Below are 25,971 nucleotides of genomic sequence, written 5' to 3'. Positions count from 1 at the left end.
GCTTAACTACCCTTAACTCCTTCATGGTTTTGCTTTGAACGATTAAGACTTAACTATTTGAAACATTAAGGCATTAAGCGACATGAAGGCTTAACCACCCTTAACTCCTTCATGGTTTTGTTTTGAACGATTCCGACCTTAAATAATGGAATAACGGATTACAAATCCGTATTTATCTGTATGTTCGAGATGCCTGCCTGTCTGGTAGGCAGGCGCTTTGCTAACATCTCGAACAGCTTAAGAATATCTACCTCCCCCTTTCCCGCACACTTGTCTAGCACGCTCCCCCTCCAGGAGGGGGATAGGTATGGCGTACTACCTGCCAAACGCCAATATTATAGCTTCATATTTGCGCGTACACGTTAGGAACACTCGGGACGGATATATACAAAGCAATGAGCAAATAACATTGGTTTTTCTGACAAAAATTTCCGAATACCAAAATTTATAGCCAAATTTGTGACTCCTTAAATCTTTAGAGAAGTAAAAAAATTAAGTTACCCCTTGTTATGGTGCGGGTCAGGCGAAAGCCTCCGGACGCTTTCTAAAGAGCGTTAGGACACCTAAAGCAAGGGATTCATTTTTCCTTAAATCTTTAGTTATTATGGTTACCATCAAACCAAACAAGCTTATCATCGAGCTTGAAGACGTGGGCGGCCTGGAAGTCGACACGTTGCACCGCCTCCACCAAGAACTACTGGAATTGTTACAATGTGCCCTTGTGCTAGACGAGAGCGGAGACAGGCGACTAACGAGCGCCTATTACGGCACCATCAGCCTGTTGAAAGCCATTGCCCCGTCTTTTGACGACATCGAGCGCATGGAATACGACATTCCACCGGAATGCCTATGACATCATAGCCCCGCTCCTACGGAAGCGGGACTACTTTTCTTTTTTCCAGACCAGCGTCTACAGGGCATCACGGTCTCCCATCTTTTCAGCAAATGTTGCGCACGCTTTTCTTCGCGGCTTTGCGGCTCTGCGTGAGAAAACCGCACCGGGTACAGTGGGTTTTATGTATCCATAACCGATTTATGACACAATATTACACGAACTTTTGCTAATTTTGGCACTTGCCCAAATTGGTCTAAGGATTTACCACAGAAAGGAATCTGCAGAGATCGACTGATTATTACATGAACAACTTGGAAAAGAATAAGGACAAGTATATCGTAGTCAAAGAAGTAATCCGAAAGAAGAACCCGAAGCTTCTGAAATGGATACCTTCTTTTGCCTTGCGCTACATAGAACGCGTGGTGCACGAGGACGACATCAACAAGGTAATGGCAAAAAACGGCCACCTTGACGGTCTCGAATTTGTCGATGCGCTCATCGAATATCTCGGGGTGAATGTAGAACTCCAAGGGGAGGAAAACATCCCTTTGGAGGGTGGGGTAATCTTTGCATCCAACCATCCTTTGGGCGGATTGGATGGCGTAGCATTCATGCATGCCGTAGGCAAATACCGCAAGGATATCAAATTCATTGTCAACGATATTCTCTTAAACGTAAAAAACCTACAGCCTCTGTTCGTGGGGGTGAACAAACACGGGGCACAAGGCAGAAAGGCGAGCCTATTGATCGATGAGGCCTATCGGAACGACAATGCGCTCTTGGTTTTTCCGGCAGGACTCGTATCGCGCAAGCAAAAACACGGGATAGAAGACCTGGAATGGAAAAAGAGCTTCATCTCCCAATCCAAGAAATACAAGAAAGATATCATTCCCGTGTATATCGATGGTAAAAATTCCAACTTCTTTTATAATTTCGCCCATATAAGAAAGAAAATCGGCATCAAGGCCAATATTGAAATGTTCTATCTTCCAGACGAAATGTTCTCGCAACAGAACAAGACCGTGACGATACATATAGGAAAGCCCATTCCCTATACGTTCTTCGATGACAGTAAAACAGAAAAGCAATGGGCCCAATACATGAAGCAAGAAACTTACAATTTATCTCCGAAAGGCTAACGTGATGAAAGAAATAATAGAACCTGTTGATAGAAATCTGATAAAAAAAGAGCTTACTAAGGAGGTATTTTTAAGGTACACAAACAATGGCAACAACGAGATCTATCTCGTCAACTACCGCAATGCGCCCAATGTCCTAAAAGAGATCGGCAGGCTACGGGAACTTACGTTTAGAGCTGCCGGAGGGGGGACAGGGCTGGACTGCGACCTGGACGAAAACGACACTAGTGAATTTGCCTACGACCAGTTAATTGCTTGGAATCCCGTAGAGGAAGAAATTATAGCGGGGTACAGGTTGATAAAGTGCAACAATATAGTGGACGATGCCGGCGAAATCAATCTGTCTACTGCTCATTATTTCCATTTCTCTGAACAGTTCATCGAAGAATACCTGCCCTACACCATCGAACTGGGAAGGTCTTTCGTACAACCAAAATACCAACCGGCCAAAGACAACCGCAAGGGACTTTTCTCCCTGGACAACCTTTGGGATGGGCTAGGCGCTGTGGTCAAGCTCAATCCCGATGTCAAGTACCTGTTTGGTAAGGTAACCATGTATCCGCACTATAATAAAGAGGCTAGGGATCTGCTCCTTTATTTCATGAACACCTATTTTCCGGACAGGGAACATTTGGTATGGCCCATTCGTCCACTGGGCTATCACCAGGATCCTCCACAAGGTCTGTTTGATGGCCTCGACTACAAAGCCGGCTATAAGGTGCTCAATGGAAAAGTCCGTGAGCTGGGAGAAAATATCCCGCCGCTTATCAATACCTATATGAACTTGTCCTCCACGATGAAGACCTTCGGTACGGCCATAAACGATGAGTTTGGAGAAGTGGAGGAAACAGGAATACTAATCACGATAGACGATATCTTTGAAACAAAGAAAGAACGTCACATGTCCACTTATGAAAGAGACAAGGAGAGGGAAGGTTAATCCCCCCTCTCTCCTTGTTTACATCAACTTACCTGCATCACAAAATTTTGAAATGCAACCCTCTTCTAAGGCCATATCCCCATGCTTTGATAAGAAACGGCAATCTTATCAATAGCCAGCACAAAGGCCGCTGTACGCAAGGTATCTATCTTAGGATTGGCTTTATAGACCTTATGAATCTCGTGATATGAACGGATCATGGTGTCTTCCAGACCAGAGTTTACCAATTCCAGTTCTGACGCTCCCTTTACGATGACGCTCCGCTGTTGGGAGGTAAGCGTTACCCCAGTCACCGCCTCTACCATATTCACGATATTGAGGTTGGCAGTCTCTTCGTAGCGCTTGTCCATACGTCCAAAGGCAACATGCGACAGATTTTTCAGCCACTCGAAATAGGAAACCGTCACACCACCAGCATTGCAGTACATGTCTGGGATAATAATCCCTCCTTTTTCCGTAAAAATTTTCTCTGCGGCAGGAGTCGTAGGACCATTGGCGCCCTCGGCTATAATCATAGCTTGTATCCTGCCTACGTTTTCTTCCGTAATTTGGTTTTCTAGTGCCGCAGGCACCAATATATCGCAAGGCTGTTCCAAGCCTTCGGCAGAATTTTTAAATTCCTTGGTAGCGCCCTTGAAACCCAAGATGGTTCCCACCTCTTTTCTGTGTTCGATAATAGCATCTATATCCAGGCCACCTTCGTTATAAAGCGCTCCATCAAACTCGCATATGCCTACAATAGTAGCACCAAATTCCTCCAGTACCTTAGCGGAATTATAGCCTACGTTTCCCAATCCCTGTACAATGACGCGCTTGCCCTCAAGGCCAGCCGTAAGCCCAATGGCTTTCATATCTTCTTCTATGCTCACACACTCACGCACGGCTATGGCTACTCCACGTCCAGTTGCCGTACGGCGGCCATCTATGCCACTAAGCGAAAGGGGTTTGCCAGTTACACTACCCAAAGCGTCCAATTGGCCCGGATTCAGTGTCAAATAGGTGTCCGCTATCCAGCTCATCTCTCGTTCGCCCGTGCCGTAGTCCGGTGCCGGCACATCGATACCGGGGCCTATGAAATTCTTCTTGGCCAGTTCCGTGGTATAGCGTCTAGTGATGGTTTCCAATTCAGACACTGAGTAATTTTTCGTGTTGATGCTTATGCCACCTTTGGCCCCACCAAACGGCACGTTTACTATGGCACACTTGTAGGTCATAAGGGCAGCCAATGCCATTACCTCATCCTCATTCACCATCTCGCTATAGCGAATACCTCCTTTGGTAGGCGATTTATGGTGCGAGTGCTCGACGCGCCACGCATAGATTGTTTCCATTTTGTTGCCCCTACGTAGTGGAAAACAAAACCTATAAACACTGTTGCAAGCCTTTATCTGTTCTAGCAAGCCCTGGTCATGACTAGTAAACTGAGCAGCATGATCGAAAAACTGGCAAACGTCATCAAAGAAGCTAAACTCTGAATGGGAATTAATTGAAGCCATATAAAATGAATTTTTAAACTATATAATTGGTTCTCGCTCAAAATCCAAGCAGTCATTACAACTTAACGCGTATCGCTTATAATTTGTTACGCCTTTGCTTTTCCAACCTGGAAACTTTTCTATCAATAGTAAATAGATAAACAATAAATCCCACCAATATCAGGGAAATGACCGATACCACCACATAGATCTTGCCAGAGCTGCGCAAGAAATCCGCCATTTCCACTTGATTGGAAGATTGTGCAAAGCTAGAAAAAAAGGACATCAGCCCCATCAGTGTCAAAAGAATTAGCTTCTTCATATAGTATAATGCAAATTATTATTTCTTGTTAAACCAAAGGCCATAATGAATAAATAAATCATGCATAAGCCTGCCAAAAATTATCATTTAAGCCGAGATATTTTTGTCTTCGTAATCTAATATTCTTACCCGATAGCGCAGGGTCATGACCCAAGTACCTATCAGTATCCATCCCAGTACAGCCGGGTAGAAGACACGTCGCATCTGATTGTCCATATCTATATCACTGAACGTAGAATTCCCACCATTGCCAGGATGCAATGAATCTGTCATGCGGGGCAGTACGAACAGCAATACGATCATGATAGGAAAAGCGAAAACATTATACAGGGCAGAAATCTTGGCCCGTTTTTGTTCTTCTTCCAGTGCATTGCGCAGGACCAAATAGGCCAGATACATCAAAGTAGCAATGGCAGAACCATTGAGCTTGGGATCGGATGGCCAAGGATCGCCCCAGGTGACGTTGGCCCATAACATACCCGTAAGTAGCCCAAAGAGGCAAAAGATGATCCCTACGTTCACGCTTTCCACCGCCATAAAGTCATGCTCCGGCTTTCCGGAAGACAGGTATTTAATGCTGTACACAACGGAAATAAAATAAAGAAATGTCATGGAAAACCACATGGGCACATGAAAGTAGAGGTTCCTGATCGTTTCATGGAGAATAAAAAGTTTGGGCACATCGCCCAAAAAACCAGCCACCACACTGTAAAGCAACAATATTGCTCCCAATACTTTCCACCAGTTTTGTCTCATCATATCATCAAATTAAAACTACGCCGTAGCAAAAAAAGCCTTAAATCGCAACAAATCGCTAGAGCGAACCCCACAATCATACCTGCCCGACCTGCCGTGATATTAATGCGAACAAAGGTAAACAAACATTCGTCTTTTTTCTATCGGAAAGATGAAAAGCACGCCCTGAACTTTCTCGTATTTCATAGTGGTTTTGGAAAAAAATTTGGCAAGGAAGGTTATGTCATGCATCGGTAAAAAGGAAAGCGCCGAAAAACCCTATCACGGTCTTCTTGTTATAACAGCAAATTAACAAAGTCTTTTATCTTTATTTCAAAACGACACAATTTTATGGCACCTAGCAAAGAATCAATCGAGCAGAAATTGCAAAGGCATATCAGCGTCATTGAAGCTGATATCGCTATCAAACAAGAGGAGCTGGAACAAGCAAAAACGAACCTGAAAAACTACCTGGACAACAAGGAAGTGATTGAAAGCATTCTTGAACTCCATCTTGCGCCCAGCATAGACGAACTCCCCAAAAAGTCCAAGAGGAAATCCAAGACTTCATAGCAATAAGGAAAGAGTTGTCTCCTGCATTTGTATGAACAAACATAGAGACAGCTCTTTTTTGTCGATTCAATAACCCGTCTCCGACTGTTAGAATTAGCTTCGGCCGATCATCCATTCTAAACCATACACTCGAAAGATCGTGCAGCACAATCAGTCCCGCCACAGATACGGAAACAGCAAGAGCGAAACACTCACCACTATGACGTTTATGGCGACAAGCACTCCAAGTTCATCATAGCTCACCGATCTGTCCAGCCCATCCATTGCGTTCTTGGAAAGCTTGATGAGCAGCAGCAACAAGGGGATGATAATGGGAAAACTCAATATGGCCATCAGGGTGCCGCTGCTATTGGCCTTGACACTGATGCCCGATACCATGGTAAAGACACAGGCAAAGCTAATGCTTCCCATAATGATAGAGACGAAATACAAAAGCGGGTCGCCCACTTCATTTCGGAAAATGGTGGAATAGGCAAAATAGGCCACACAGGAGAGCAAGAGCATCAGCAGCACATTGTAGATGATCTTCGACAGGATGACCGCCTGCGGACTCACAAGGGTGTAATAATAGAGTTGCCTCCCCCTACTCTCCTGAACGAAGCTCTTGGTAATGGCATTGAGCGATGCAAAAAGTAGAATAATCCAGAACAGGGCGTTCCAGACGGGACCATTATTGTCCAAGCTACGAAAGGACTGATAGCAGACAAACACGGTAGAAACTACATACAGCAAAATACCGTTCAGCGCATATTTGGATCGCCACTCCAATATGATTTCCTTGTGCACCAAAAAACGAACCTGATTGAAAAAATCCATCGGCGCAAAGATAGGGATTAGATATGAGACGTGAGATGCGAGACTTGAGATTCCAGGCAAACAAAAAGGGAGCATGAACAGCCTATCCACGCCACTCATGCCCCCTATACCTCCTCTGTTATCAAATAAAAGTCTAAGCGTCTTCTAGTTTTTTCTGCCCCTCTTTGGCCAAGGTTTCAGCATACTTCAACCCTTTGGAAGCCAAGCTTTTTCCTTCTTCCTTGTATTTTTTAGCTTTTTCAACAGCTTCGTGGCTTACGTCCTCTGCTAGATCGAGTACCTTATAGTACTCAGCTTTTGCTTTATTGGCAAATTTGGCCGCACGTTCCAATCCTTCTTCTGCTTGCTTTTGAAAACTTTTCTTCAAACTATCTACATTCTTAAGCGTCTTATCTAACGTCTTCCTTCCTTCTTTCGTACCGAACAAATAGTAGACGGCCGCACCTACGGCCAAACCGGTAAGAGCATAAGCTAAGAATTTGCCCGATTTCTTACATTCTTTCTTTTCTTCTATTTTCTTACTCATAACTTTTTATTATTTTAAAAACCCAACTATTCGTCTACATAAGAGACATTGCAACTACTATGCACATATTGTACCAATTAAACAAAAAAGCATGTTTTTTGTTTTTTATTGCGCTATAAACACGGGAATAGCTACGCGGTGTCGCAATTTGTCGACAGTCTCTCCATACACAAAATCCCTTAGCCCCTTATGCCCGTGACTACCCACTACGATCAGGTCTGCCCCCACCTCTCTGGTAATACGAACAATCTCGCTTACGCGCCTCTTGTAACCTAGCGCATACTGTACATGGTAGCCCTTGCCATGAATGAGGTCCAGGTATTTTTGCATCCGTTCCTTGTCATGACGGGCTTCATAATCATCCGTATCCTGCTGCGAGATATGTGTAGAAGCACTCTCCACAATATGTATCAAGGTGATGAGCGTATCTTGACCCGCCATACTCATGGCATACTGAAGTGCCTTTACGTCCGACTCTGAATAGTCCAATGCCACGCAAATGGACCTAAAACCGTTGGCTTGCATTTCTTCCACTTTCTCAAAGGGCGGATGCACCTCTATCATTACTCGCTTCCTGCGATTGCCGAGCAAAGGATAAATGACCGTAAAGGCCAAAAGCACTAATAAACCTAGCCCTAAGGTCAGCAAAAGTATATGTAGCCAGGTATTGTTACTCTCCGCAATCCACCCCTTTATTTCGTCATATACCAATTGAAAATTGAGCACCGAAATGATAGCGGCAATGATCCATGACAATACTTTTGTTTTCCACCCGATGACAAAGACCCCCATGCGGTGCTTATCGCTCACGAAATGTATAAGTGGAATGACGGCAAAGGCCAACTGCATGCTAAGTAGTACCTGACTAAAAATAAGCAAAGGGCCAACCTCTTTTTCACCAAAAAGCAAGATGACCAAAACAGCTGGAATAATAGCCAACAGGCGTGTAATGATGCGCCTCAGAACAGGGCTGATACGCAAACGCAGGTATCCTTCCATTACAATTTGCCCAGCCAACGTGCCGGTAACCGTAGAGCTCTGCCCAGCCAGTATAAGGGCAATGGCAAATAAGCGGGGAGCCCACTCCGTACCCAACATAGGCGCCAAGAGATGATGAGCGTCTTCCAGCTCGGCTATATCTTCCATGCCGTTCTTGTGGAATACGGCTGCTGCCAGGATCAAAATGGCGGCATTCACGAAAAAAGCCAGATTCAGGGCGATGGCACTATCCAAAAAATTATATTTCAGTGCCCTGCGTATACTCTGCTCGTCGCGTTTTATCTTCCTGGTCTGCACCAATGCCGAATGCAGATACAAGTTATGAGGCATCACCGTGGCCCCGATAATCCCGATACTGATGTACAAAGCCGTCTTATCTGGTATACTGGGGATAAATCCGCGCGCTATGCCCGTCATGTCTGGCTCTGCAAATACCATCTCTACCAAAAAGCACATCCCTATCATGAAGATGATGCCGATGATAAACAACTCCATCTTGCGCATCCCAAGACGTTGTAGATATAGCAATAAGAAAGTATCTAAAAAACTGATGCTTACACCCCAAATAAGGTCTAGGCCAAAGAGCAATTGCAGACCTATCGCCATACCTAGCACCTCAGCCAGATCACACGCTGCTATGGCTAGCTCAGCCAAGAGATACAGGATGAAATTCATCCCTTTTGGGTAGCTCTCCCTATTGCATTGCGCCAAATCTTTGCCCCAAACAACACCAAGGCGCGCGCACAGGCTCTGCAAGAGCAATGCCATCAAATTGCTCATCAATAATACCCAAATAAGGGTATAGCCATACCTACTTCCTCCAGCAAGATCTGTAGCCCAGTTGCCCGGGTCCATATACCCCACACTGATCAGGTAAGCCGGGCCAAAGAATGCCAGCGCTCGTTTGAATTTGCTTGTTTTGGATTGCACGTCCACACTCTCATGGACATCATGCAGGGATTTATGTTCTTTGCGTGTATTCAAGTGACTTTTGAGCTTGAGAAAAAAAGTTAAGCAAATCTAACATTTTGTTTCTATAGTTACAACTCGCTGTACAATTGGCTCCAAGCAGTATTCCATTGGCCATGGTACATTAAACAAACATTCGGCATAACTACTCGTTTTGTAGGTATTATAAACCATAAGAAGGCTAACAATGAAAAACCACAACATAACAGAAAGCCATAGCCCCATTATAGCCCTTGCATTGCATGATGGCCATTATATTCCCCCCGCATTTCAATCGCTGTCCAACCTTTCTGAATTTGAACGGATGAGAGAAGAGGATCCCTATACCGCTCAATTTATTGAGAGACTGCACGGAAACAAAGTAATCGTTCATACATCCAGGTTTTTTGTCGACCTCAACCGGCCATGGCAAAAGGCGATTTATCTGGAACAAGAAGATGCCTGGGGGCTAAAAGTATGGAGAGAAAGGCCGTCCAACGAGCTCATCGATCTAATAAAAAGCTACTATACCAGCTTTTACGAACAACTAGGTCGCTTGGTAAACAATTGTTTAAAACGATTTGGCTACTTTGTTATCTTGGATATACATTCCTACAACTACAGGAGAAAGTCGCCATACGAGGAAGATACCTCGGAAGACAATCCAGAAATAAACATAGGCACCCAGCACAATGATGAAAAATGGCATAGCGCAACGGAACGTTTCATCGCTTTCCTACAGTCTCAACACCTATGTCATCGGCATCCCGATGTAAGGGAAAACATAAAATTCAAGGGAGGCGGTCTGGCGCAATGGATCGGGGAAAACTACAAAAAACAAGGTTTTACGCTATCCATAGAATTCAAAAAAACCTTTATGGATGAGTGGACAGGACGTGCAAACATTGCACATATAAATGAAATAAGCCAGCTAATGGCCGATGCTTCTTTATTTCTACGGGGCACACTTGCTACTCGTGACTGAAGCAAAAAGCAAGTGACTAAGCAAAACATATAACGTGCTGCTCCTCGCCTATAGCAGATCGATCATCAAAGCTTATATCGAGTAGACCTTGATCCTAAAAACAAAAAGATGAAAACTAAGCAAAACCATCAAAAGAAGAAAATAAACCAAATATTAGACAAACTGAAAAAGGGTGATCCATTGCGCATTTCCCTACCCGAAAGAGGGGTGCTCAAGATAGACCGTCCCTTGCCTTTCATTATCGTTTATAGAATACGGGAAAAGAAGGATACCTTTATAAGCAACCTCAGCAAAACCGAATCGTCGTTTCTCATTGCCACCGAAACGGCGGCATATCCCCTAAATATGCTGATTCAACAAATGGCGGAATACCTGGCAGATAAATTTGGGTCTTTCCTCATTTTGGAAATGTGGTCTGCGGAGGACACACTCCATGAGGATTTCACCATCCATCTACACCAGAAGGCGGCACTCAAGACGGCCGAAAACTTACAGTCCGAGCTAAAGAAAATAGAGATTGGCAACAATAGCAAACTATCTGCAACATTGGAAACGCACAAATCTCCCTATAGCGCTCCCGGTTTTTCTTCCTTGATAGACGATGAAATTGCAAAAAAGAACCAAATCATACGGATGGGCATCGAAATAGCGCCTATTTACATTAACAAAACGACTGGAAAGCCTTACCCCATTTTTCTCCGTGAGCTCCGAACAGCATTTGGCAAAGCCTTGCGAAAGAGTCTTTTCGAGTATGTGCGTACCGCTACCACCTTCAAAGCCACCCATTTCGAAATGCTCGGGACGACGATCATTGATGAAAAAGTTTGGGCCATAGACGAAGCATTAGCAGAATGTAGCAATTTATTTGATTTTCTGCTTTTGGTAACCCCCATCAACGTGGCAGACGAATGGGATACCTTCAAGAAAAACAGCTATTCCAAAGACCCCATATTTCACTATAGGCCCATGCCCATAGAACCAGATCTCATAAAAAGAAGGTTATATGAACTGCGCATAGAGGACATAGCAGATCCCACACTTTCCTTTCTTTTCAGGGATAAAAGAAAGGAATTGGACCGCATGCTCAATATGATGCTGGATAGGGACAAGCCGGATTTCATGCACAGTAGCCTGCAGCTCTTCGGCAATATCGACGATCAGCTGCTCGACGTGGCCCAGGCCATCCTGGTTGTTTCCAATCGCCCCTCACCGCAAGAAGAAGAAAAAGCAATGGATGCAAAGTCATTTGCGGTAATGGCCGAACAGGAGCTGAAATGGCTGAAACAACAGGACGAAAGCGTCTCCACCGTGGTACGTATCAGGGATGACATAGAGGGCGTTATGGTGTCAAGGGGAGTCCTCAACATAAACAAAAATTACAAATTGACCCCACAAAGGGCTCTGGCGCTGTTACAGCACGAAGTGGGCACGCATGTGGTCACCTACTACAATGGCAAAGCGCAACCGTTGAAGTTATTTTACATTGGCGTGCCCGGATATGAGCAACTACAGGAAGGACTTGCCGTATTTGCGGAATACCTGGTAGGAGGCCTCAGCAACGACCGCATGCGGGTCTTGGCGGCACGCGTTATCGCCGTAAACCAACTTACAAAAGGATATCCGTTTAGAGATACCTTCTCCTTGTTGATAGATAAACATCACTTCACCCCGGCAGATGCCTTTCACATCAGTATGCGGGTATATCGCGGTGGCGGACTAACGAAAGATGCTGTCTACCTAAAAGGTCTATTGAACTTAATAGAATACATAAAAAATGGGTATGACCTCGCTCCTTTGCTCATTGGCAAGATAAGGCAAGATTATATTCCAGTTATAAATGAATTGACCTTTAGGGGCCTATTAAACAAGATACCCATAAAGCCACGCTATCTTTCGCCTCCTTTCAACAAAAAAATAAAATACATTAAAGAAGAGGGCACAATATTTAATATGCTACAGAACGAAAACAATTAAAAAAACGAAATATATGAACATAGGATTTGTCGTCAATCAGTTTCACAAGGAAACCCCAGCTTACACTACTTCGGGCCTTGCATTGCAGGCAAGTAGGATGGGACACGAAGTATACTACATCAGTGTAGGTGACTTTTCCTATACCCACGATGAGCGCATGGGGGCCTTGGCGCGTCGACTTCCCGAAAAAGGTTTTCGAAATACATCTACATTATTGGAAGCCCTCAAGCAAACCGAGAAGATAAAAATCACCTCCTCGGACCTAGACGTCATCCTCCTTCGTAATGATCCCGCGGCGGATATGGGAAAAAGACCCTGGGCGCAAAACGCCGGCATTGTCTTCGGACAATTGGCACAGCAACAGAATGTATTGGTGCTGAACGACCCTTACGCATTGTCCATGGCCTCCAACAAAATGTATTTTCAGTATTTCCCAAAAGAAGTACGCCCAGCTACCATCATTACCAGGGACATAGCAGACATCACACATTTTTTTAAAGAGAACAACAGCAAAATAATCTTAAAGCCCCTCCAGGGATCTGGAGGAAAAAATGTCTTCATAGTAGACAAGAAAGACACAAAAAACCTCAATCAGATAGTGGAAGCCATCAGCCGCGATGGCTTTGTGGTAGCACAGGAATATTTGCCTGCGGCAAAAGACGGAGACATAAGGGTATTCTTGATCGATGGCGAACCCATTGTGATAAAAGGGCATATGGCCGCCATACACCGCCACCAAAAAGAAGGTGATATCCGAAGCAATATACACGCGGGTGGACACGCTACCAAAGCTCGAATCACTAAGAACATAAAGAAAATCATCGAACAGGTAACCGAGAAACTAAAAGCCGACGGCATGTTTCTATGCGGTTTAGATATCGTGGGCGACAAACTCATGGAAGTCAATGTATTCAGCCCAGGTGGACTATACCACGCATGCGAACTGTACAACGTTGATTTCTACGAACCTGTTATAACAGCTATAGAGAAAAAACTCGACAGGTGAGTATGCACACACCTTTTTTGAATTTATGCTGTATATTTGCAGCTAAATCAGCTAAATTCAAGAAGGAAGCATATGAAGGAGCAGACAGCCAGCAGAAAGGAAAAAATCATGACAGCTGCGCTATTACTATTTGCGGAGAGGGGCTATGAAAACACTACCACCAAACTTATAGCGCAAAAAGCAGAAGTTTCAGAAGCACTTATTTTCAAGCATTTTGAGAACAAAGACAAACTGCTTTATCACCTTATTAAGGCAGGATATAGGCGAATTGTGCTACAAAATAAAGGTATGCTATCCTATCAGGAACCTAAGCTATTCCTACAACATATGGTTGAATTGCCCCAAAAACTGGTTTATGAAGAGCCTATGTTCTGGAAGTTGCAGGAACGACTTTCTCATAACGATTTCTCCAAGCAACAGCATAATCTGTTCATGAAACCTGTAACGGCCATTATGGAAAAAGCGTTCAAAGAACTGGGCTATGAAGATCCTGCTTCCGAAAGCCAGTTCCTATTGCTCATCATAGACACACTATGGAAAAAAGCAGCCATCAATGAGATCCAAAACATGGCATCCTTGGTGGCAACTATAAAATTAAAATATAATTTGAATTAATTATTAGTGAGTGTCTACTTACTTATTTTTTAAATAATATTTCCATATTTCATTATTTGCCTTAGATTTGTACCCAACCAATTATAAAGCTAAAGAATGAAATGAAGTGACCGTCAAAGGCTCACTGGCAAAGTGAGGATGTACTCATGGTCACTTCATTAACTTGACATAAACAATTGCCAAAAGCAATAAAAGATACACTGCCGCATGGCAGGCCTATTAAATTATGATGAAGTCGGGGGACTGAAAAATCAGTTATGATTAACAAAAGGGGCTTTAAACAGGTTAAAGCCCCTATATACCTTCCCATCTTTCCATTAGTTTTTTCGAAAAATCAGCATTATCTCGATCGAATGTACGGTTTTATGCATTCCCCGCAGGGATTGGCACATTTTTCGTATCTTCGCTTTGCTATCCAAGCCGCAGGCATTGGTGACACCCATTACTACCTTTTAACGACTTTGGCGTAAGGGTGATTTACTTTTTAATTTTTTAATTGTTAATTGGCTCAGTGAATCGCTCGAAAGAAATTCATAGTTTTTTCAACGGACAGCCTTTCTCCGAAGGGATAAAGATCACATGCGGCATACTCATCCCCGCTCTCATCTTCTCGTTCATGGGCGATGTGCGAACGGGAATCACCCTTTCAATGGGCGCCATGTGGACAAGCATCCCAGATAGCGCAGGACCCGTGCGGGATAGAAGGATAGCCATGCTCATCTTGGTCCCCATGATCTTTGTCATTTCCCTGCTCACAAAAACAATCCACCACTGGCCATGGACCGTAGCAATCATGCTAGCGCTACTCTGCTTCTCCATGTGCATGATTGCCGTGTACGGTGCCAGAGCTGCCGCTTTTGGAACAGCTTCCATCCTAGTCATGCTGCTTAACGTTGATGACATCAACATTGGCAATCAAAACCCGCTGGTACATTCCCTCCTACTTGCGGGAGGTGGAGCTTGGTATGCCTTCTTGAGCCTTAGCCTCTCTCAGTTTCGCCCTTTCAGACTACCTCAACAAGCCCTGGCAGAATCCATGATGCATATCGCGCGCTATTTAAGGCTCAAGGCAGACTTCTATGATCTCAACAAAAACTTGGACACCACCTACACCAAACTAATAGAGGAACAGGTAGAAATACAGCAAAAGCAAGACAATGTCATGGAACTGCTGTATCGCAGCAAGACGATGGTAAAGGACACTACCAGGATAGGCCGATTACTCGTCATCATTACGACCGACATGATGGACATATTCGAATCTACCATGGCCACGCATTATGACTATAAAGCCATTCGCGACACTTATACAGATTCTCCAAGTTTAAAAGCTATTAACGAAATCTTGCAAAAGCTAGCGCACGAAATAGACAATTTAGCCTATTACATCACCATCAATAGGCGACCACGCAAATTGTATGACCTTGACAAGGAATTGGAACGGGTGATGGAGTTGGCAAATAGCAGTACCAAAGAACCCCTCGTTATCAAGAAAATCTTTGCTAACATCCGCAAATTGATCAAAAAGATAAACTTAATCTATCGCTATTTCGAAATAAAGGACATCAACTTGGACAACCATCCATTTGAAGTGAACCAGCAATTGTTATCCCATCAAAGCTACCACCCCAAACTGCTGCGCGACAACCTTACTTTTGAATCGGGCAATTTCCGTCATGCGCTGCGGCTCACCATCGTCATGCTCGTCGCCTACGGTCTATCCCAATTCTTCGCGTTGGGACATCACAGCTATTGGATACTCATAACGATACTTGTTATCATGAAACCGGGTTTTAGCGTAACGAAGAAACGTAATTTTCAACGCCTGGTAGGCACAGTACTGGGTGGACTGTTCGGAACGATTTTCTTGATTCTTGTGAAAAACGAGTCCGTTCATTTCATCGTCATGCTGTTTATGATGGTGTCCGCTTATACGTTCATTAGGCATAACTATATACTAGGCACTTTTTTCCTTACGCCCTATATTCTAATCGCCTATACCTTTATGTCCAATTCGACAAACACGCTTGCGATCATGCAGGAACGTGTAATAGACACCCTATTTGGAAGTTCATTGGCGTTTTTCTCTAGCTATATCATTTTCCCCAGTTGGGAGCGAGCCCAATTGAAGGTAAGTATGCAAAAAATGCTCATTGCGAACTACAACTACCTCAGCTTGGTTTTCAGGATATTACTTGATGAAGAAATAGACAATGCTACATACAGAATCGCTAGGAAGGACTTATACATAAATCTTTCCAATATTACTTCGGTTTTTCAGCGAATGATTACGGAGCCCAAAAGCAAGCAAAAAAACGCAAAAGAGCTCAACAGATTCACCATATTCAACCACGTGCTCTCTTCTTACTCCATTGCATTGCTGAATGTGGTCTCCAATGCGGAGCGCAAGTCATTCACCAACGCACATCTGAAACTAATGAGAAAAACGCTGTTGCAGCTCAGCCAAACGATAGAGATGTACGAAGACCCCGGACATCCTTCGGGCTTTAGGGAGACCGAATGGAATAGCGGAGCCGTGCCTGTAGACAAAGAGCAACCCATCAATCCCGAAGGTAAACTAATCGAAGAGGAATTGACCCTGATATATAAGGCGAGCCAAGATCTAAATAAAATATGCCATGAAATGCACCTGACATAAAGTTTAGGCCTAGTTTTTGGGCAAAACAGTAGACACCACTTTATCCGCCATTCGGGTAATATCGGTCTTCAGCCCAATGTAAACAGTAGCGATATTCAATGGCCTATCCTGTATGGAACGGAACCCATGCAGCCATCCAAAATCAGCAAAGACGAAAAAGCCCTTGAATTTATAGTCGGCACCGACCCCTACCCTCGAGCCAAAGATGAGGTATCTCTTATAATCTGTTTTGGCAATCAGGCTCTCGGCCTCCACGCCTACCCTTGGTTCCTGAAATAGGCCTATAGACGGCCCTAGCAACACGTAAGTGTTTAAATGCTTCCATTGCCTGCGCACGCCCAGTGGCAAGTTGACGTTGGTAAATGTTACCCTGCCATTTTCAACGCGGTATGCGTACTCCGCGTCGTCTTCTATCTGGTCATAGGCAAACCTTAGGTAATCTATGGAAGGATAAAACAGCATATTTCTGTTGGGCAAAGAGATATCTATACCCCAGTTTCCGGACAAACTCGTGCTCAAATAATCTTTTGAACGGCCAAGAGGCAATCCCAAGCCCACACTCCCACTACCGATATACACCTTGCTGTTGTGTATGGTATCGGTTTCGCGCTTGATAATCATCGCCGTGCTGTCGCCAGCGATAAGCCTAAATCGCTCTTTTTGTTCCTGGCCGTAGATATTCGCCACACCAAATAGCAATAACGCCATTATGGCTATACTGATTTTCTGTATGTTCATAGATAGATGCTCACGAACAGAACAGCCGAATCAGTTTTTAGTTTTTACCCGCCCCTTGTTACTTAAAACTTATCACCTACAATGAAATGCTACACAAAACTATCCCTCTAAACAAGCAATGGCCAGCATCTAAAGATATTGCCTGCTATTGGGCCCTTGATTGAACAAGAGATCAACAATGCTCAAATTGGGCAAAAACCCGTGCTTGGGTTCAAAAACCTGAAAATAGGGCTTGGCAGCAAAACCGGGGGCCTCCTTTTTGGGATGGATGCTCTCCCTTAGATCCAGGCAATCTGGATAACTGGACTCATACGTCGATGTTTTCCTGATTTCCCTGTTCAATTTGACACAGCGCATAATTAGTTCCAATAAAGCCTCGTTCAAATCAAACAAATAGTCGTGTCTTTCTTCATAAAAAGGAGCAAATTCGTCCTCGTAATACTCAAAATAGGCCGACCTACGGTAACAGGTCTGTAAGCTCATCCAGTGCAAACGCTGCCAGTCATATTCATAGGCAATGCGTACGTCCTTCATTTTCGTATGCACCTTACTCCCTTTCACCACGGGCACTATGAGGTCCAGCTTGCCATTGGGCGAATAGATACTAGCCCTGTTCCTGTAGGTCTGTTTCGGGAAATGTTCGTACTGTTCCAAATAGATCGGCACATTGCCTATAGCATTGATGGCCGAAAAAGCGGCAATAGGTCCCAGATAAAACGAAGGCAGTATAATTCCTTGTGTCATATATGCAAAAGTTTCTGCCGCGAAATTAAGTCTTTTTGGCAAAGAGCACCTATTTTAGCAGCCTAAAATAAATAAGATTACCTTTGCCAAAGCAATTAAATGAAGCGTATCTTTTATAAAGCACTTGGCCTCATGATGTGGACGGTTTCCCTGTTACCGTTTTGGGCAATCTATATCATCTCAGATACGCTCTATTTCATACTTTATTACATAGTACGCTATAGAAGAAAAGTGGTGGCCGAAAACCTGGACATTGCCTTTCCCAAAAAGACCGATGGCGAGAAAAAGAAGATTGCCCGTGCTTTTTATCACTATCTCGCGGACATGATCTGCGAAACCATCAAGCTAAGCAGCATCAGCGCCAAATCTGTCGTAAAACGCTTCCACTTGAACAACCCTGAGCTTATCAGCAATTACCTCGACGAAGGACGGCCTGTCATAGGACTTACAGCACATTATGGCAATTGGGAGATGGCCCTGCACCGCCTATCCATATTGGCAGGCAAGCATCCCGCATTGGTCATTTATAGGCCTTTGAGCAATACCTATTTCGAAGAGATATTCAATGCCATCCGATCCCGCTTTGGCGCCCAGTTGGTTCCCATGAAACAAACGCTGAGAAAAATACTTTCTTATAAAGATCGCCCGCATATTAGCATGTTTGTTTCGGACCAAACACCAACACGGAATGAATCGAAGTATTTCGCCTCTTTTTTTAACCACCCCACACTGGTATTCTTGGGAGCAGAAAAAATAGCAAGAAAAACTAATTTCCCGGTCATCTATTGCCATATGGACAAACGAAAAAGAGGATATTATGAATGCACCTTTGAAATCTTATTTGATCAACCCGCCCTTACTGTAGATCACGAAATCACCTCGCGCCATTTACATTTGCTGGAAACAACCATTCGTCACAGGCCCGAGTTATGGTTGTGGTCTCACAGAAGATGGAAACACCACCCGCAATGAACAGGAAAATAGCCATAGTAATACTCAATTGGAACGGCAAGCACTATTTGGAACGCTTTCTTCCATCGGTATGTGCCAACACACCGGCCCATGCGGAAATTGTAGTGGGCGACAACGGTTCTACCGATGACTCGGTAGATTTCATGACGCTCCATTATCCGCAAATACGCCTTGTGCAAACGGGGGCCAACTTGGGCTTTGCCGGAGGATACAATGCCGTACTGAAAGAAGTAATTGCTGATTACTATGTGCTGCTCAACTCCGATGTGGAAGTAAGCCCAGACTGGATCTCCCCCATTATCGCGCTTATGGAGTCATCGCCCGCCATTGCCGCAGCACAACCGAAGATCAGAAGTTATGATGACAGGCAAAAGTTTGAGCATGCCGGTGCCGCCGGGGGGTATATAGATCTATTCGGTTTTCCTTTTTGCAGGGGAAGGATACTCAACGTGACGGAAGAAGACAATGGCCAATACGACGAACCGTCCGACGTCTTTTGGGCCAGTGGTGCCGCCTTGTTTATCCGCAGCAATGCATGGGCTGAAATGGGTGGGTTCGATAGCGATTTCTTTGCTCATATGGAAGAAATAGATCTCTGCTGGCGCTTGAAGAATGCTGGCCACCGCGTCGCCTATTGCCCGCAGTCTGTGGTTTTTCATGTGGGTGGCGGCACACTGAGCAAGACCAACCCCTACAAGACCTACCTCAACTTCAGGAACAACCTATATATGCTGCAAAAAAACCTGCCCTTCCTCAGCGCCTGTTGCTTCCTCTTTATACGTCTTTGGCTGGACCTAGCCGCATTGATCCACTTTCTGCTAGAGGGCAATAGAAAAGAGGCATTGGCCATCAGCAAGGCACATTTCAGCTTTTTTCGCTTCTTCTGGAAGACGGCCCGCAAAAGAAAACACCTCTCCAAAGGGAGAGGTGGCAAGGGAATCTATTGCGGCAGCGTTATGTGGGATTTCTTCGTACGGGGCAAAAAAAAGTTCAGCGACCTGGATCCGTCAAGCTTCAGTTGAACAAGACTTACAGCTTGCTCCGCAACATAGCCTGCTCCATATCGTTGATGTCCGCTATCATATATTGTCTTACGTCTACGATCTTCAATTCGTCCAGCACATCTACCAAGGTGCTGTAGCTACTTTCATTGCCGGGCTTCACGATGACCATCAGCCCCTTTTTATCCACTGAACGCCTGGGTATCTCCTCCTTTTTGGACAGGAGCAGATCTCGCAAGGAATTTCTCCCTTTCCCTACAGCTACGGGCCCTTCAATGGGATTTTCGTCCAGTCCCCAATACCAGACCATTTGGCCATTTGACCCCAGCAAAATGGTCACCGTCCTCTCATCGGACAATTCCATGTGTACGCCCGCTGTTTTATCTGACATGGCCACGTCCATCGCATGGGGCTTGCTTAGGCTGGTCGTAAGCATGAAAAACGTGATCAGCAAAAACGCCAAATCTACCATCGCGGTAAGGTCTACCCTAGGCTGTACCTTTCCACTCGTGTTTAGTTCTGCCATAACAAAGCTTTTAGTACTAAGATGCCATAGCGGCAATCTTTCCATACACATTTGTAAAAAGCAATGCTAAAAACAAACTCGAAAAGAGGCTGTTAACCTAACAGAAACCAATTGAAAAACGAGATGAAACAGCATTTGTCAAACGATCTTTTGAAACGATTAAAACTTTACGGATATACCACGCTAAATTTGATAGATGATGCACCTACCTATACCATAGGCAAAGAGTCGCCAGATGACGTAATGGCATCGCATCATGAAAGCAAATCTGCATCACAAAAACTACTTATTGAAGACCTGCTCATCAAAGATCTACCAGATGAGGAATTGTATGGAGAGGTGATCCTGCCGGACGAAAAACTGGAATCGGAATTGTAAAACATAATTAAGATCATTTAAATTGTACTTTATATGATACGATTTTTAAAATAAATCGTATCATATAAAGTACAATAAACTATTTATTTCGCATCTTTGTTGATACGATGGAAGTACTAACAAATAAATATCGTGCATTATTACGTCATACAAGGGTAGGATTCGTACGGGAACTGAACAATAAGGTAAACTGGAATGCACGTGCCATATGCATAGAAGGAGCCAGAGGCACAGGCAAATCTACCCTGATGCTACAGCATATCAAGGCAAATTTGCCTTTAGACCGAACACTCTACCTGTCACTGGACGATCTGTATTTCAAACAGCATACATTGACAGATGTCGCTGAAATGTTTTATCAACAAGACGGCAGGCATCTATTCCTAGACGAAGTGCACAAATACCCTGATTGGCAAAGGGAAGTAAAGAACCTATATGATTTCAAGCCTGACCTGCAACTGGTAGTATCTGGATCATCCATATTGGCCTTGCAGCGTTCGGATGCAGACCTTAGTCGGCGGCTCTTGCATTATCATTTGCCTGAATTGTCCTTACGCGAATTTATCGCATTGAAAGAAAAGGTGATTTTGCCAGCTTTTGCGCTAGATGATCTGTTACAAAATCATCAAGCCATAGTGGACGAAGTCAAGGATGCTCTACCATCGCCGTTAAAGTTTTTTCGCGAGTATCTCAGCTATGGTGCATATCCCATTTTCTTGGAAGGAGAAAAAGATTTTGCCATACGCATGAATCAATTGATCAATGTCATCATCGATTATGATCTACCGGAAGCAAGACCCATCGAGCCGGGTACCCAAGCCAAGCTAAAACGACTGCTTTACATCATATCCACCGCAGTCCCGTTTACTCCAAACATCACCAACCTGGCTCGACAAGTAGAAACCTCTCGCAGCAGACTGCTCGAAATGCTCTATCTGCTGGAAAAGGCAAAGTTGATTTACAACTTGCGAAGCGCCTCTTTTGGCATAAGCCTCATGAATAAACCGGAAAAGATATTCCTGCACAATACCAGCCTCATCATCGCCTTAGCCGAAGGCCAACCCAACCCGGGTAATTTAAGGGAAACCTTCTTCTTCACCCAATTAGACGGTGCCGGCCATCGGGTCACTTATCCAAAAACAGGAGATTTTCTGATAGACGACCGTTATACCTTTGAGATAGGCGGCAAAGGAAAGGGGAACAAGCAAATTGCACAAAACAAAAATGCCTTTTTGGTACTGGACGATATTGAGTATGGCTCGGCAAACAGAATCCCTTTATGGCTTTTTGGTTTCCTATATTGACAGCATTAAGGACACAACAAGGGAAATAAATTCAAAAAAAAAACCCGGCGTTGGGGATACCGGGCAAAAAACTAATGTTTTTTCAATCAACCTAAATCTTTTACAAAGAACGGAATGAAAATCCAATTATTAAAATTTTTGTGAAAAAAAGTAACATTTTCATCACATCGATATTTTCGTGCACAAAGCAACCCTGACAATCAAAGACTTACTCAGGCACCTTTGGCACCCGATCGCCCAGCCTGTCTTTCTTGCTAAATACCGAGATTTTCAAAAATTAAACTGCACCTGCAGGCGTAAGAGATTACCTTTTTGATGATTGATGGGCAATTCTGCGTCTTCATAACGTCTATTGGAAACAGTATACATAGCCACCAACTCCATATACTTGAAAGGCTGCCATTCGGCGCCAATCTCGGTTTCTTTGACCTCGTAGCTCCTTGCATCCAGTTCGAATTTCTTGCCTCCATCATAGTAATGGTAACGCACAAAAGGATAAAGCGCCTGTTTTCCATTGTCTAAGCCAATTCGATAATTGGCCATTACATAGCCGCCCTTCAATCGTTTTTGCTCAATCTCATTGGTATTAGCATTGTATTCCGGACCCGTGCCAATATTATACTCTGCCTGTAAGCCAAAAGGCTGTGGGTAAAGCACGAAACTGACGGCTCCACGACTGTCTAGGTATTCACTGTTCTCTTTGGTAATTACGCCTTCACTCACCTCTCCCACTACATGCTTTCCCGTATAAAACTGAATACCCGGTTCAATGATCTGCTTATTCTTCAGCTCAAATGGATAAGACACCCGCGTGACCATATGTTGCGAGTTGTTGAGGTCGGCCCTGTTAGCCACCTGCCCATTGAAGACCCCAAAGGCAAACACCCCATAGTCGCCAGAACCCTTCAGCCCTTTCGCCACCAAGTCGCTGAAGCGGCGGCGGATATGCTTCGGTGCCCAATAGAAAAATACGCCCAAGTCACGCTCGTTTCTGAACGCGCTATTAATGCCATCGCTACGGTCCAAGGGCAAGCGATTTTGGCTCGATTGCATGTTTTCAAAACCAAAAGGCACTTTACTCTGACCAAAGCGCAGGCGAAAGGTATTGTCCTTGGAAAGACCAAAATCGAAGTAGGCATCCCTAATCTGGCCATAGTGCAAGTTGCTACCCGATGAGGAGGCAAAATCCGGCTGTATATAAATATAGAGCCTTTCCCCCACCTGCCCATAGAATACAAGCCGTATCCGTCGGAACGAAAAGCCGCCATTGCCTCCCCAAGCTACATCGCACTGATTGCAGTTCAAATCGGGATTGGTCTGCAGCAATCCGTTGTAGCGCAATTGCGCGTAGCCCCGCAGGTGTATCTTTCTGAACCATGGAATACCTTCATAGTTTGTGCTATCCAGCACGCTCATATCCCCACTGGCCACCTGTGCTATAACCGTTCCGCTACTGCCTCCTAAGCACAATCCCAAAATCAGCAGCAACAAGATTGCTCTTTTATTTTTTTTCATATCGAATTTGCGGAGGCGAAAATAGCCATTGCATTAAAGCAAAATAAATAAATAGTTAAATTACCATATGGTTTAACACATAAATCACTTTAAATTAACAATCACATAACATTGGATTCATTTTTAGGCCATAAATAGGTGATTTTTGGCACATCAAGACACAAGAAGCAGCAAGACACTGCTATCTTTCAGCATAGTAGATTCGTGAGCATACGAAGACTTTTCACTCATCAGCGCAGCGCTCCATCTATCTCCCTGCGGTCGAGATGACGACATACCCTATCCATACCCCCAACCTAAAAAAAACGTTCCGTATGTAACAAAAAAAGCTTACAATTGTCCATTAAAGTAGATTAAGAAGAATAAGGGTGAGCAGGGTATCTTTTAAAGGTTCCATGCAAATACCGATTACTATATAAGGTCATACCATATGACCATTAAAAAGCAAATTATAATATACATATGAAACAATTTTTCAAATACGTTTTTGCCTCCGTAGTAGGCGTTTTCATCTCCGTTGTCCTCATTTTCGTTTTCTTCATCATCATCGTTTCGGCCATGATCAGCTCTGCCAGTTCCGATGGTCCCACCGTTGTGGAGAATAATTCCGTACTGACCATGAAGCTCGATTATGCCATAGATGAGCGAAGTTCGTCTACGCCTTTTGGTGCGCTTGATCTCTATAACATGAAGACCAAGAAACAACTGGGCCTCAACGACATCTCGGCACGTATCAAAGCGGCAAAGGAAAACGAAAACATCAAGGGCATACTCTTGGATCTCTCCAGCGTAGGCGCCAATTTTGCCACGGCAAAAGAGATACGGGACGCACTCCTGGATTTCAAATCGTCCAAGAAATTCATCGTAGCTTACAGCGAATATTACTCGCAAACGGCTTACTACCTGGCATCCGCAGCAGACAAAGTGTACCTCAATCCAGTGGGCGAGTTGGATTTCCGTGGACTTGCAAGCCAGGTCATGTTCTATAAGCAAGCACTTGATAAGCTGGGAATAGAAGCACAGGTCATTAAAGTGGGAACCTATAAAAGCGCCGTAGAACCTTTTATCCTGGATGGCATGAGCGAGGCCAACAAGCTACAGGTCAATTCGTATTTGCAATCTATCAACAACGTGTTCCTAGACAACATATCCAAGAGCCGAAATATTGCCGTAGACAGCTTAAAACATATAGCCGACAGCTATTTGGCAAGAAATGCCGAAGGTGCGCTGAGCACAAAAATGATAGACGGGCTGAAGTATAAGGACGAACTTTTAGCAGAACTGGCCAAACGTCTGGATGTGAACGATAGCAAGTCCATCAAAAGCCTTACCATTGAAGATTATATTCCCGAAAGCAAGCTGAGCAGGGCCAAAGACAGGATTGCCGTAATCTATGCCAACGGATCCATCGTATCTGGCGAAGGCGACCATACGATCATAGGCTCGGAAAGTATTTCCAAAGCCATCCGCAAGGTCCGGGAAGACAAGCAGGTGAAAGCGGTGGTACTACGGGTCAATTCACCTGGAGGTAGCGCGCTCGCATCTGACGTCATCTGGCGGGAAGTGGAGCTCTGCAAACAGCAGAAACCCATCATCGTATCCATGGGAGACGTAGCGGCCTCTGGCGGCTATTACATTAGCTGTGCAGCAGACAGCATATTTGCCCAGCCCAATACCATTACCGGCTCCATTGGTGTCTTCGGTATCATTCCCAATATGAAATCCTTGCTCAACAACAAGCTTGGCGTCCATATAGACGTGGTCAAAACAGGCAAATACGCCGATTTGGGCGATCTTTCCAGACCTTTGACGGCGGAAGAAACCAGCTTGCTACAACAAGAAGTGAACCGTACCTACAGCACATTCACCAAGCGCGTGGCAGACGGCAGAAAGCTCAGCCAGGCACAGGTAGACAGCATTGGACAGGGCCGCGTATGGACCGGTAGCCAAGCCATGGCCATTGGGCTAGTAGATAAGCTGGGCGGCCTGGACGATGCCATCAAGGCTGCGGCGTCCAAGGCAAAACTGGAAGAATACAAGCTGGTGACCTACCCCGCTATCAAATCTGGCCTGGAGCAATTCATCGCTTCTTCTTCAGACGACATACAAAGCTATATGGCACGTAGGGAATTTGGAGCAGCCTATCCTTACGTCCTACAGGCAAAAGAAGCACTGCAGTTGAACGGCATACAAGCGAGGTTGCCCTATAGCATTTCCATTCAATAAATTAACAAATATTGAATATT

General features: G+C 44.5%; 25 protein-coding genes. 14 read left to right on the top strand and 11 right to left on the bottom strand.

The window, feature by feature from the left end:
• Window positions 1–158 precede the first annotated feature (158 nt).
• The gene (locus tag A37S_RS27655; RefSeq protein WP_169719552.1) at window positions 159–326 is read right to left on the bottom strand and encodes a hypothetical protein; all 168 of its coding nucleotides are present in this window, start codon (window positions 324–326) and stop codon (window positions 159–161) included.
• A gap of 278 nt (window positions 327–604) precedes the next feature.
• Between A37S_RS27655 and A37S_RS0122720 the strand changes: the two genes are divergently transcribed.
• The 3 genes from A37S_RS0122720 (at window position 605) to glsB (ending at window position 2,914) form a co-directional block, all read left to right on the top strand.
• Window positions 605–853 (top strand): hypothetical protein, encoded by a 249-nt coding sequence (locus tag A37S_RS0122720; RefSeq protein ID WP_028298917.1) that lies wholly within the window; start codon window positions 605–607, stop codon window positions 851–853.
• A gap of 293 nt (window positions 854–1,146) precedes the next feature.
• Window positions 1,147–1,974 (top strand): lyso-glycine lipid O-acyltransferase GlsA, encoded by an 828-nt coding sequence (glsA, locus tag A37S_RS0122715; protein ID WP_028298916.1) that lies wholly within the window; start codon window positions 1,147–1,149, stop codon window positions 1,972–1,974.
• Window positions 1,975–1,978: 4 nt separating this feature from the next.
• Window positions 1,979–2,914: a glycine N(alpha)-acyltransferase GlsB gene (glsB, locus tag A37S_RS0122710; RefSeq protein ID WP_028298915.1), complete on the top strand. Its 936-nt coding sequence runs from the start codon at window positions 1,979–1,981 to the stop codon at window positions 2,912–2,914.
• A 65-nt stretch (window positions 2,915–2,979) separates the two neighbouring features.
• On the opposite strand, the gene A37S_RS0122705 is transcribed toward glsB, so the two are convergent.
• The 3 genes from A37S_RS0122705 to ccsA form a co-directional block, all read right to left on the bottom strand.
• Window positions 2,980–4,410, bottom strand: a complete 1,431-nt coding sequence (locus tag A37S_RS0122705; RefSeq protein WP_028298914.1) for a Glu/Leu/Phe/Val family dehydrogenase — start codon at window positions 4,408–4,410, stop codon at window positions 2,980–2,982.
• A 76-nt stretch (window positions 4,411–4,486) separates the two neighbouring features.
• Window positions 4,487–4,711, bottom strand: coding sequence for a CcmD family protein (locus A37S_RS0122700; RefSeq protein ID WP_028298913.1), 225 nt, complete (start codon window positions 4,709–4,711; stop codon window positions 4,487–4,489).
• An 87-nt stretch (window positions 4,712–4,798) separates the two neighbouring features.
• Window positions 4,799–5,467: a cytochrome c biogenesis protein CcsA gene (ccsA, locus tag A37S_RS0122695; RefSeq protein ID WP_028298912.1), complete on the bottom strand. Its 669-nt coding sequence runs from the start codon at window positions 5,465–5,467 to the stop codon at window positions 4,799–4,801.
• Window positions 5,468–5,797: 330 nt separating this feature from the next.
• On the opposite strand from ccsA, the gene A37S_RS0122685 reads away from it, so the two are divergent.
• The gene (locus tag A37S_RS0122685) at window positions 5,798–6,019 is read left to right on the top strand and encodes a hypothetical protein (RefSeq protein WP_028298910.1); all 222 of its coding nucleotides are present in this window, start codon (window positions 5,798–5,800) and stop codon (window positions 6,017–6,019) included.
• Between the two features lie 150 nt (window positions 6,020–6,169).
• On the opposite strand, the gene A37S_RS0122680 is transcribed toward A37S_RS0122685, so the two are convergent.
• The 3 genes from A37S_RS0122680 to A37S_RS0122670 form a co-directional block, all read right to left on the bottom strand.
• Window positions 6,170–6,835 carry a heme exporter protein CcmB gene (locus A37S_RS0122680; protein WP_028298909.1) on the bottom strand — a complete coding sequence of 222 codons (666 nt, stop codon included), beginning with the start codon at window positions 6,833–6,835 and terminating at the stop codon, window positions 6,170–6,172.
• Window positions 6,836–6,968: 133 nt separating this feature from the next.
• The gene (locus tag A37S_RS26500; RefSeq protein ID WP_051293408.1) at window positions 6,969–7,361 is read right to left on the bottom strand and encodes a YtxH domain-containing protein; all 393 of its coding nucleotides are present in this window, start codon (window positions 7,359–7,361) and stop codon (window positions 6,969–6,971) included.
• Between the two features lie 105 nt (window positions 7,362–7,466).
• A complete protein-coding gene (locus A37S_RS0122670; RefSeq protein ID WP_028298908.1) occupies window positions 7,467–9,344 on the bottom strand; it encodes an Nramp family divalent metal transporter in 1,878 nt (625 codons plus the stop codon).
• 172 nt (window positions 9,345–9,516) lie between these two features.
• Between A37S_RS0122670 and A37S_RS25905 the strand changes: the two genes are divergently transcribed.
• From A37S_RS25905 to A37S_RS0122645, 5 genes are all read left to right on the top strand, one after another.
• Window positions 9,517–10,293, top strand: a complete 777-nt coding sequence (locus A37S_RS25905) for an N-formylglutamate amidohydrolase (RefSeq protein WP_051293407.1) — start codon at window positions 9,517–9,519, stop codon at window positions 10,291–10,293.
• A gap of 108 nt (window positions 10,294–10,401) precedes the next feature.
• Window positions 10,402–12,267: a peptidase MATCAP family protein gene (locus A37S_RS0122660; RefSeq protein WP_028298907.1), complete on the top strand. Its 1,866-nt coding sequence runs from the start codon at window positions 10,402–10,404 to the stop codon at window positions 12,265–12,267.
• A gap of 13 nt (window positions 12,268–12,280) precedes the next feature.
• Window positions 12,281–13,273 carry a glutathione synthetase gene (locus tag A37S_RS0122655; RefSeq protein ID WP_028298906.1) on the top strand — a complete coding sequence of 331 codons (993 nt, stop codon included), beginning with the start codon at window positions 12,281–12,283 and terminating at the stop codon, window positions 13,271–13,273.
• 72 nt (window positions 13,274–13,345) lie between these two features.
• Entirely contained in the window at window positions 13,346–13,888 is a 543-nt protein-coding gene (locus A37S_RS0122650) for a TetR/AcrR family transcriptional regulator (RefSeq protein ID WP_028298905.1), read from the top strand.
• 511 nt (window positions 13,889–14,399) lie between these two features.
• A complete protein-coding gene (locus A37S_RS0122645; RefSeq protein ID WP_028298904.1) occupies window positions 14,400–16,547 on the top strand; it encodes an FUSC family protein in 2,148 nt (715 codons plus the stop codon).
• A 9-nt stretch (window positions 16,548–16,556) separates the two neighbouring features.
• Here A37S_RS0122645 and A37S_RS25900 read toward each other — a convergent pair whose 3' ends face one another.
• Window positions 16,557–17,285, bottom strand: a complete 729-nt coding sequence (locus A37S_RS25900) for a hypothetical protein (protein WP_051293406.1) — start codon at window positions 17,283–17,285, stop codon at window positions 16,557–16,559.
• Between the two features lie 129 nt (window positions 17,286–17,414).
• Entirely contained in the window at window positions 17,415–18,029 is a 615-nt protein-coding gene (locus A37S_RS0122635) for a WbqC family protein (RefSeq protein ID WP_028298903.1), read from the bottom strand.
• A 99-nt stretch (window positions 18,030–18,128) separates the two neighbouring features.
• On the opposite strand from A37S_RS0122635, the gene A37S_RS0122630 reads away from it, so the two are divergent.
• The gene (locus tag A37S_RS0122630; protein ID WP_036604030.1) at window positions 18,129–19,001 is read left to right on the top strand and encodes a lysophospholipid acyltransferase family protein; all 873 of its coding nucleotides are present in this window, start codon (window positions 18,129–18,131) and stop codon (window positions 18,999–19,001) included.
• Window positions 18,998–20,023 carry a glycosyltransferase family 2 protein gene (locus A37S_RS0122625; protein ID WP_157279042.1) on the top strand — a complete coding sequence of 342 codons (1,026 nt, stop codon included), beginning with the start codon at window positions 18,998–19,000 and terminating at the stop codon, window positions 20,021–20,023. The genes A37S_RS0122630 and A37S_RS0122625 overlap by 4 nt, the downstream gene beginning before the upstream one ends.
• Window positions 20,024–20,030: 7 nt before the next feature.
• On the opposite strand, the gene A37S_RS0122620 is transcribed toward A37S_RS0122625, so the two are convergent.
• Window positions 20,031–20,528: an ExbD/TolR family protein gene (locus A37S_RS0122620; protein WP_028298900.1), complete on the bottom strand. Its 498-nt coding sequence runs from the start codon at window positions 20,526–20,528 to the stop codon at window positions 20,031–20,033.
• Window positions 20,529–20,651: 123 nt separating this feature from the next.
• On the opposite strand from A37S_RS0122620, the gene A37S_RS0122615 reads away from it, so the two are divergent.
• Entirely contained in the window at window positions 20,652–20,906 is a 255-nt protein-coding gene (locus A37S_RS0122615; RefSeq protein ID WP_028298899.1) for a hypothetical protein, read from the top strand.
• 107 nt (window positions 20,907–21,013) lie between these two features.
• Window positions 21,014–22,210: an ATP-binding protein gene (locus A37S_RS0122610; protein ID WP_028298898.1), complete on the top strand. Its 1,197-nt coding sequence runs from the start codon at window positions 21,014–21,016 to the stop codon at window positions 22,208–22,210.
• 270 nt (window positions 22,211–22,480) lie between these two features.
• On the opposite strand, the gene A37S_RS0122605 is transcribed toward A37S_RS0122610, so the two are convergent.
• On the bottom strand, window positions 22,481–23,725 hold the full coding sequence (locus tag A37S_RS0122605) for a porin (protein ID WP_028298897.1): 1,245 nt from the start codon (window positions 23,723–23,725) through the stop codon (window positions 22,481–22,483).
• 462 nt (window positions 23,726–24,187) lie between these two features.
• Here A37S_RS0122605 and sppA point away from each other — a divergent pair, with 462 nt between their 5' ends.
• Window positions 24,188–25,951, top strand: a complete 1,764-nt coding sequence (gene sppA / locus A37S_RS0122600) for a signal peptide peptidase SppA (protein ID WP_028298896.1) — start codon at window positions 24,188–24,190, stop codon at window positions 25,949–25,951.
• Window positions 25,952–25,971: the final 20 nt, after the last annotated feature.

The organism is Olivibacter sitiensis DSM 17696, assembly GCF_000427965.1.
GTDB classification, from domain to species: Bacteria; Bacteroidota; Bacteroidia; order Sphingobacteriales; family Sphingobacteriaceae; genus Olivibacter; species Olivibacter sitiensis.
The sequence above is the reverse complement of the archived record's forward strand: the minus strand, read 5'-3'. Positions and strand labels throughout refer to the sequence as shown.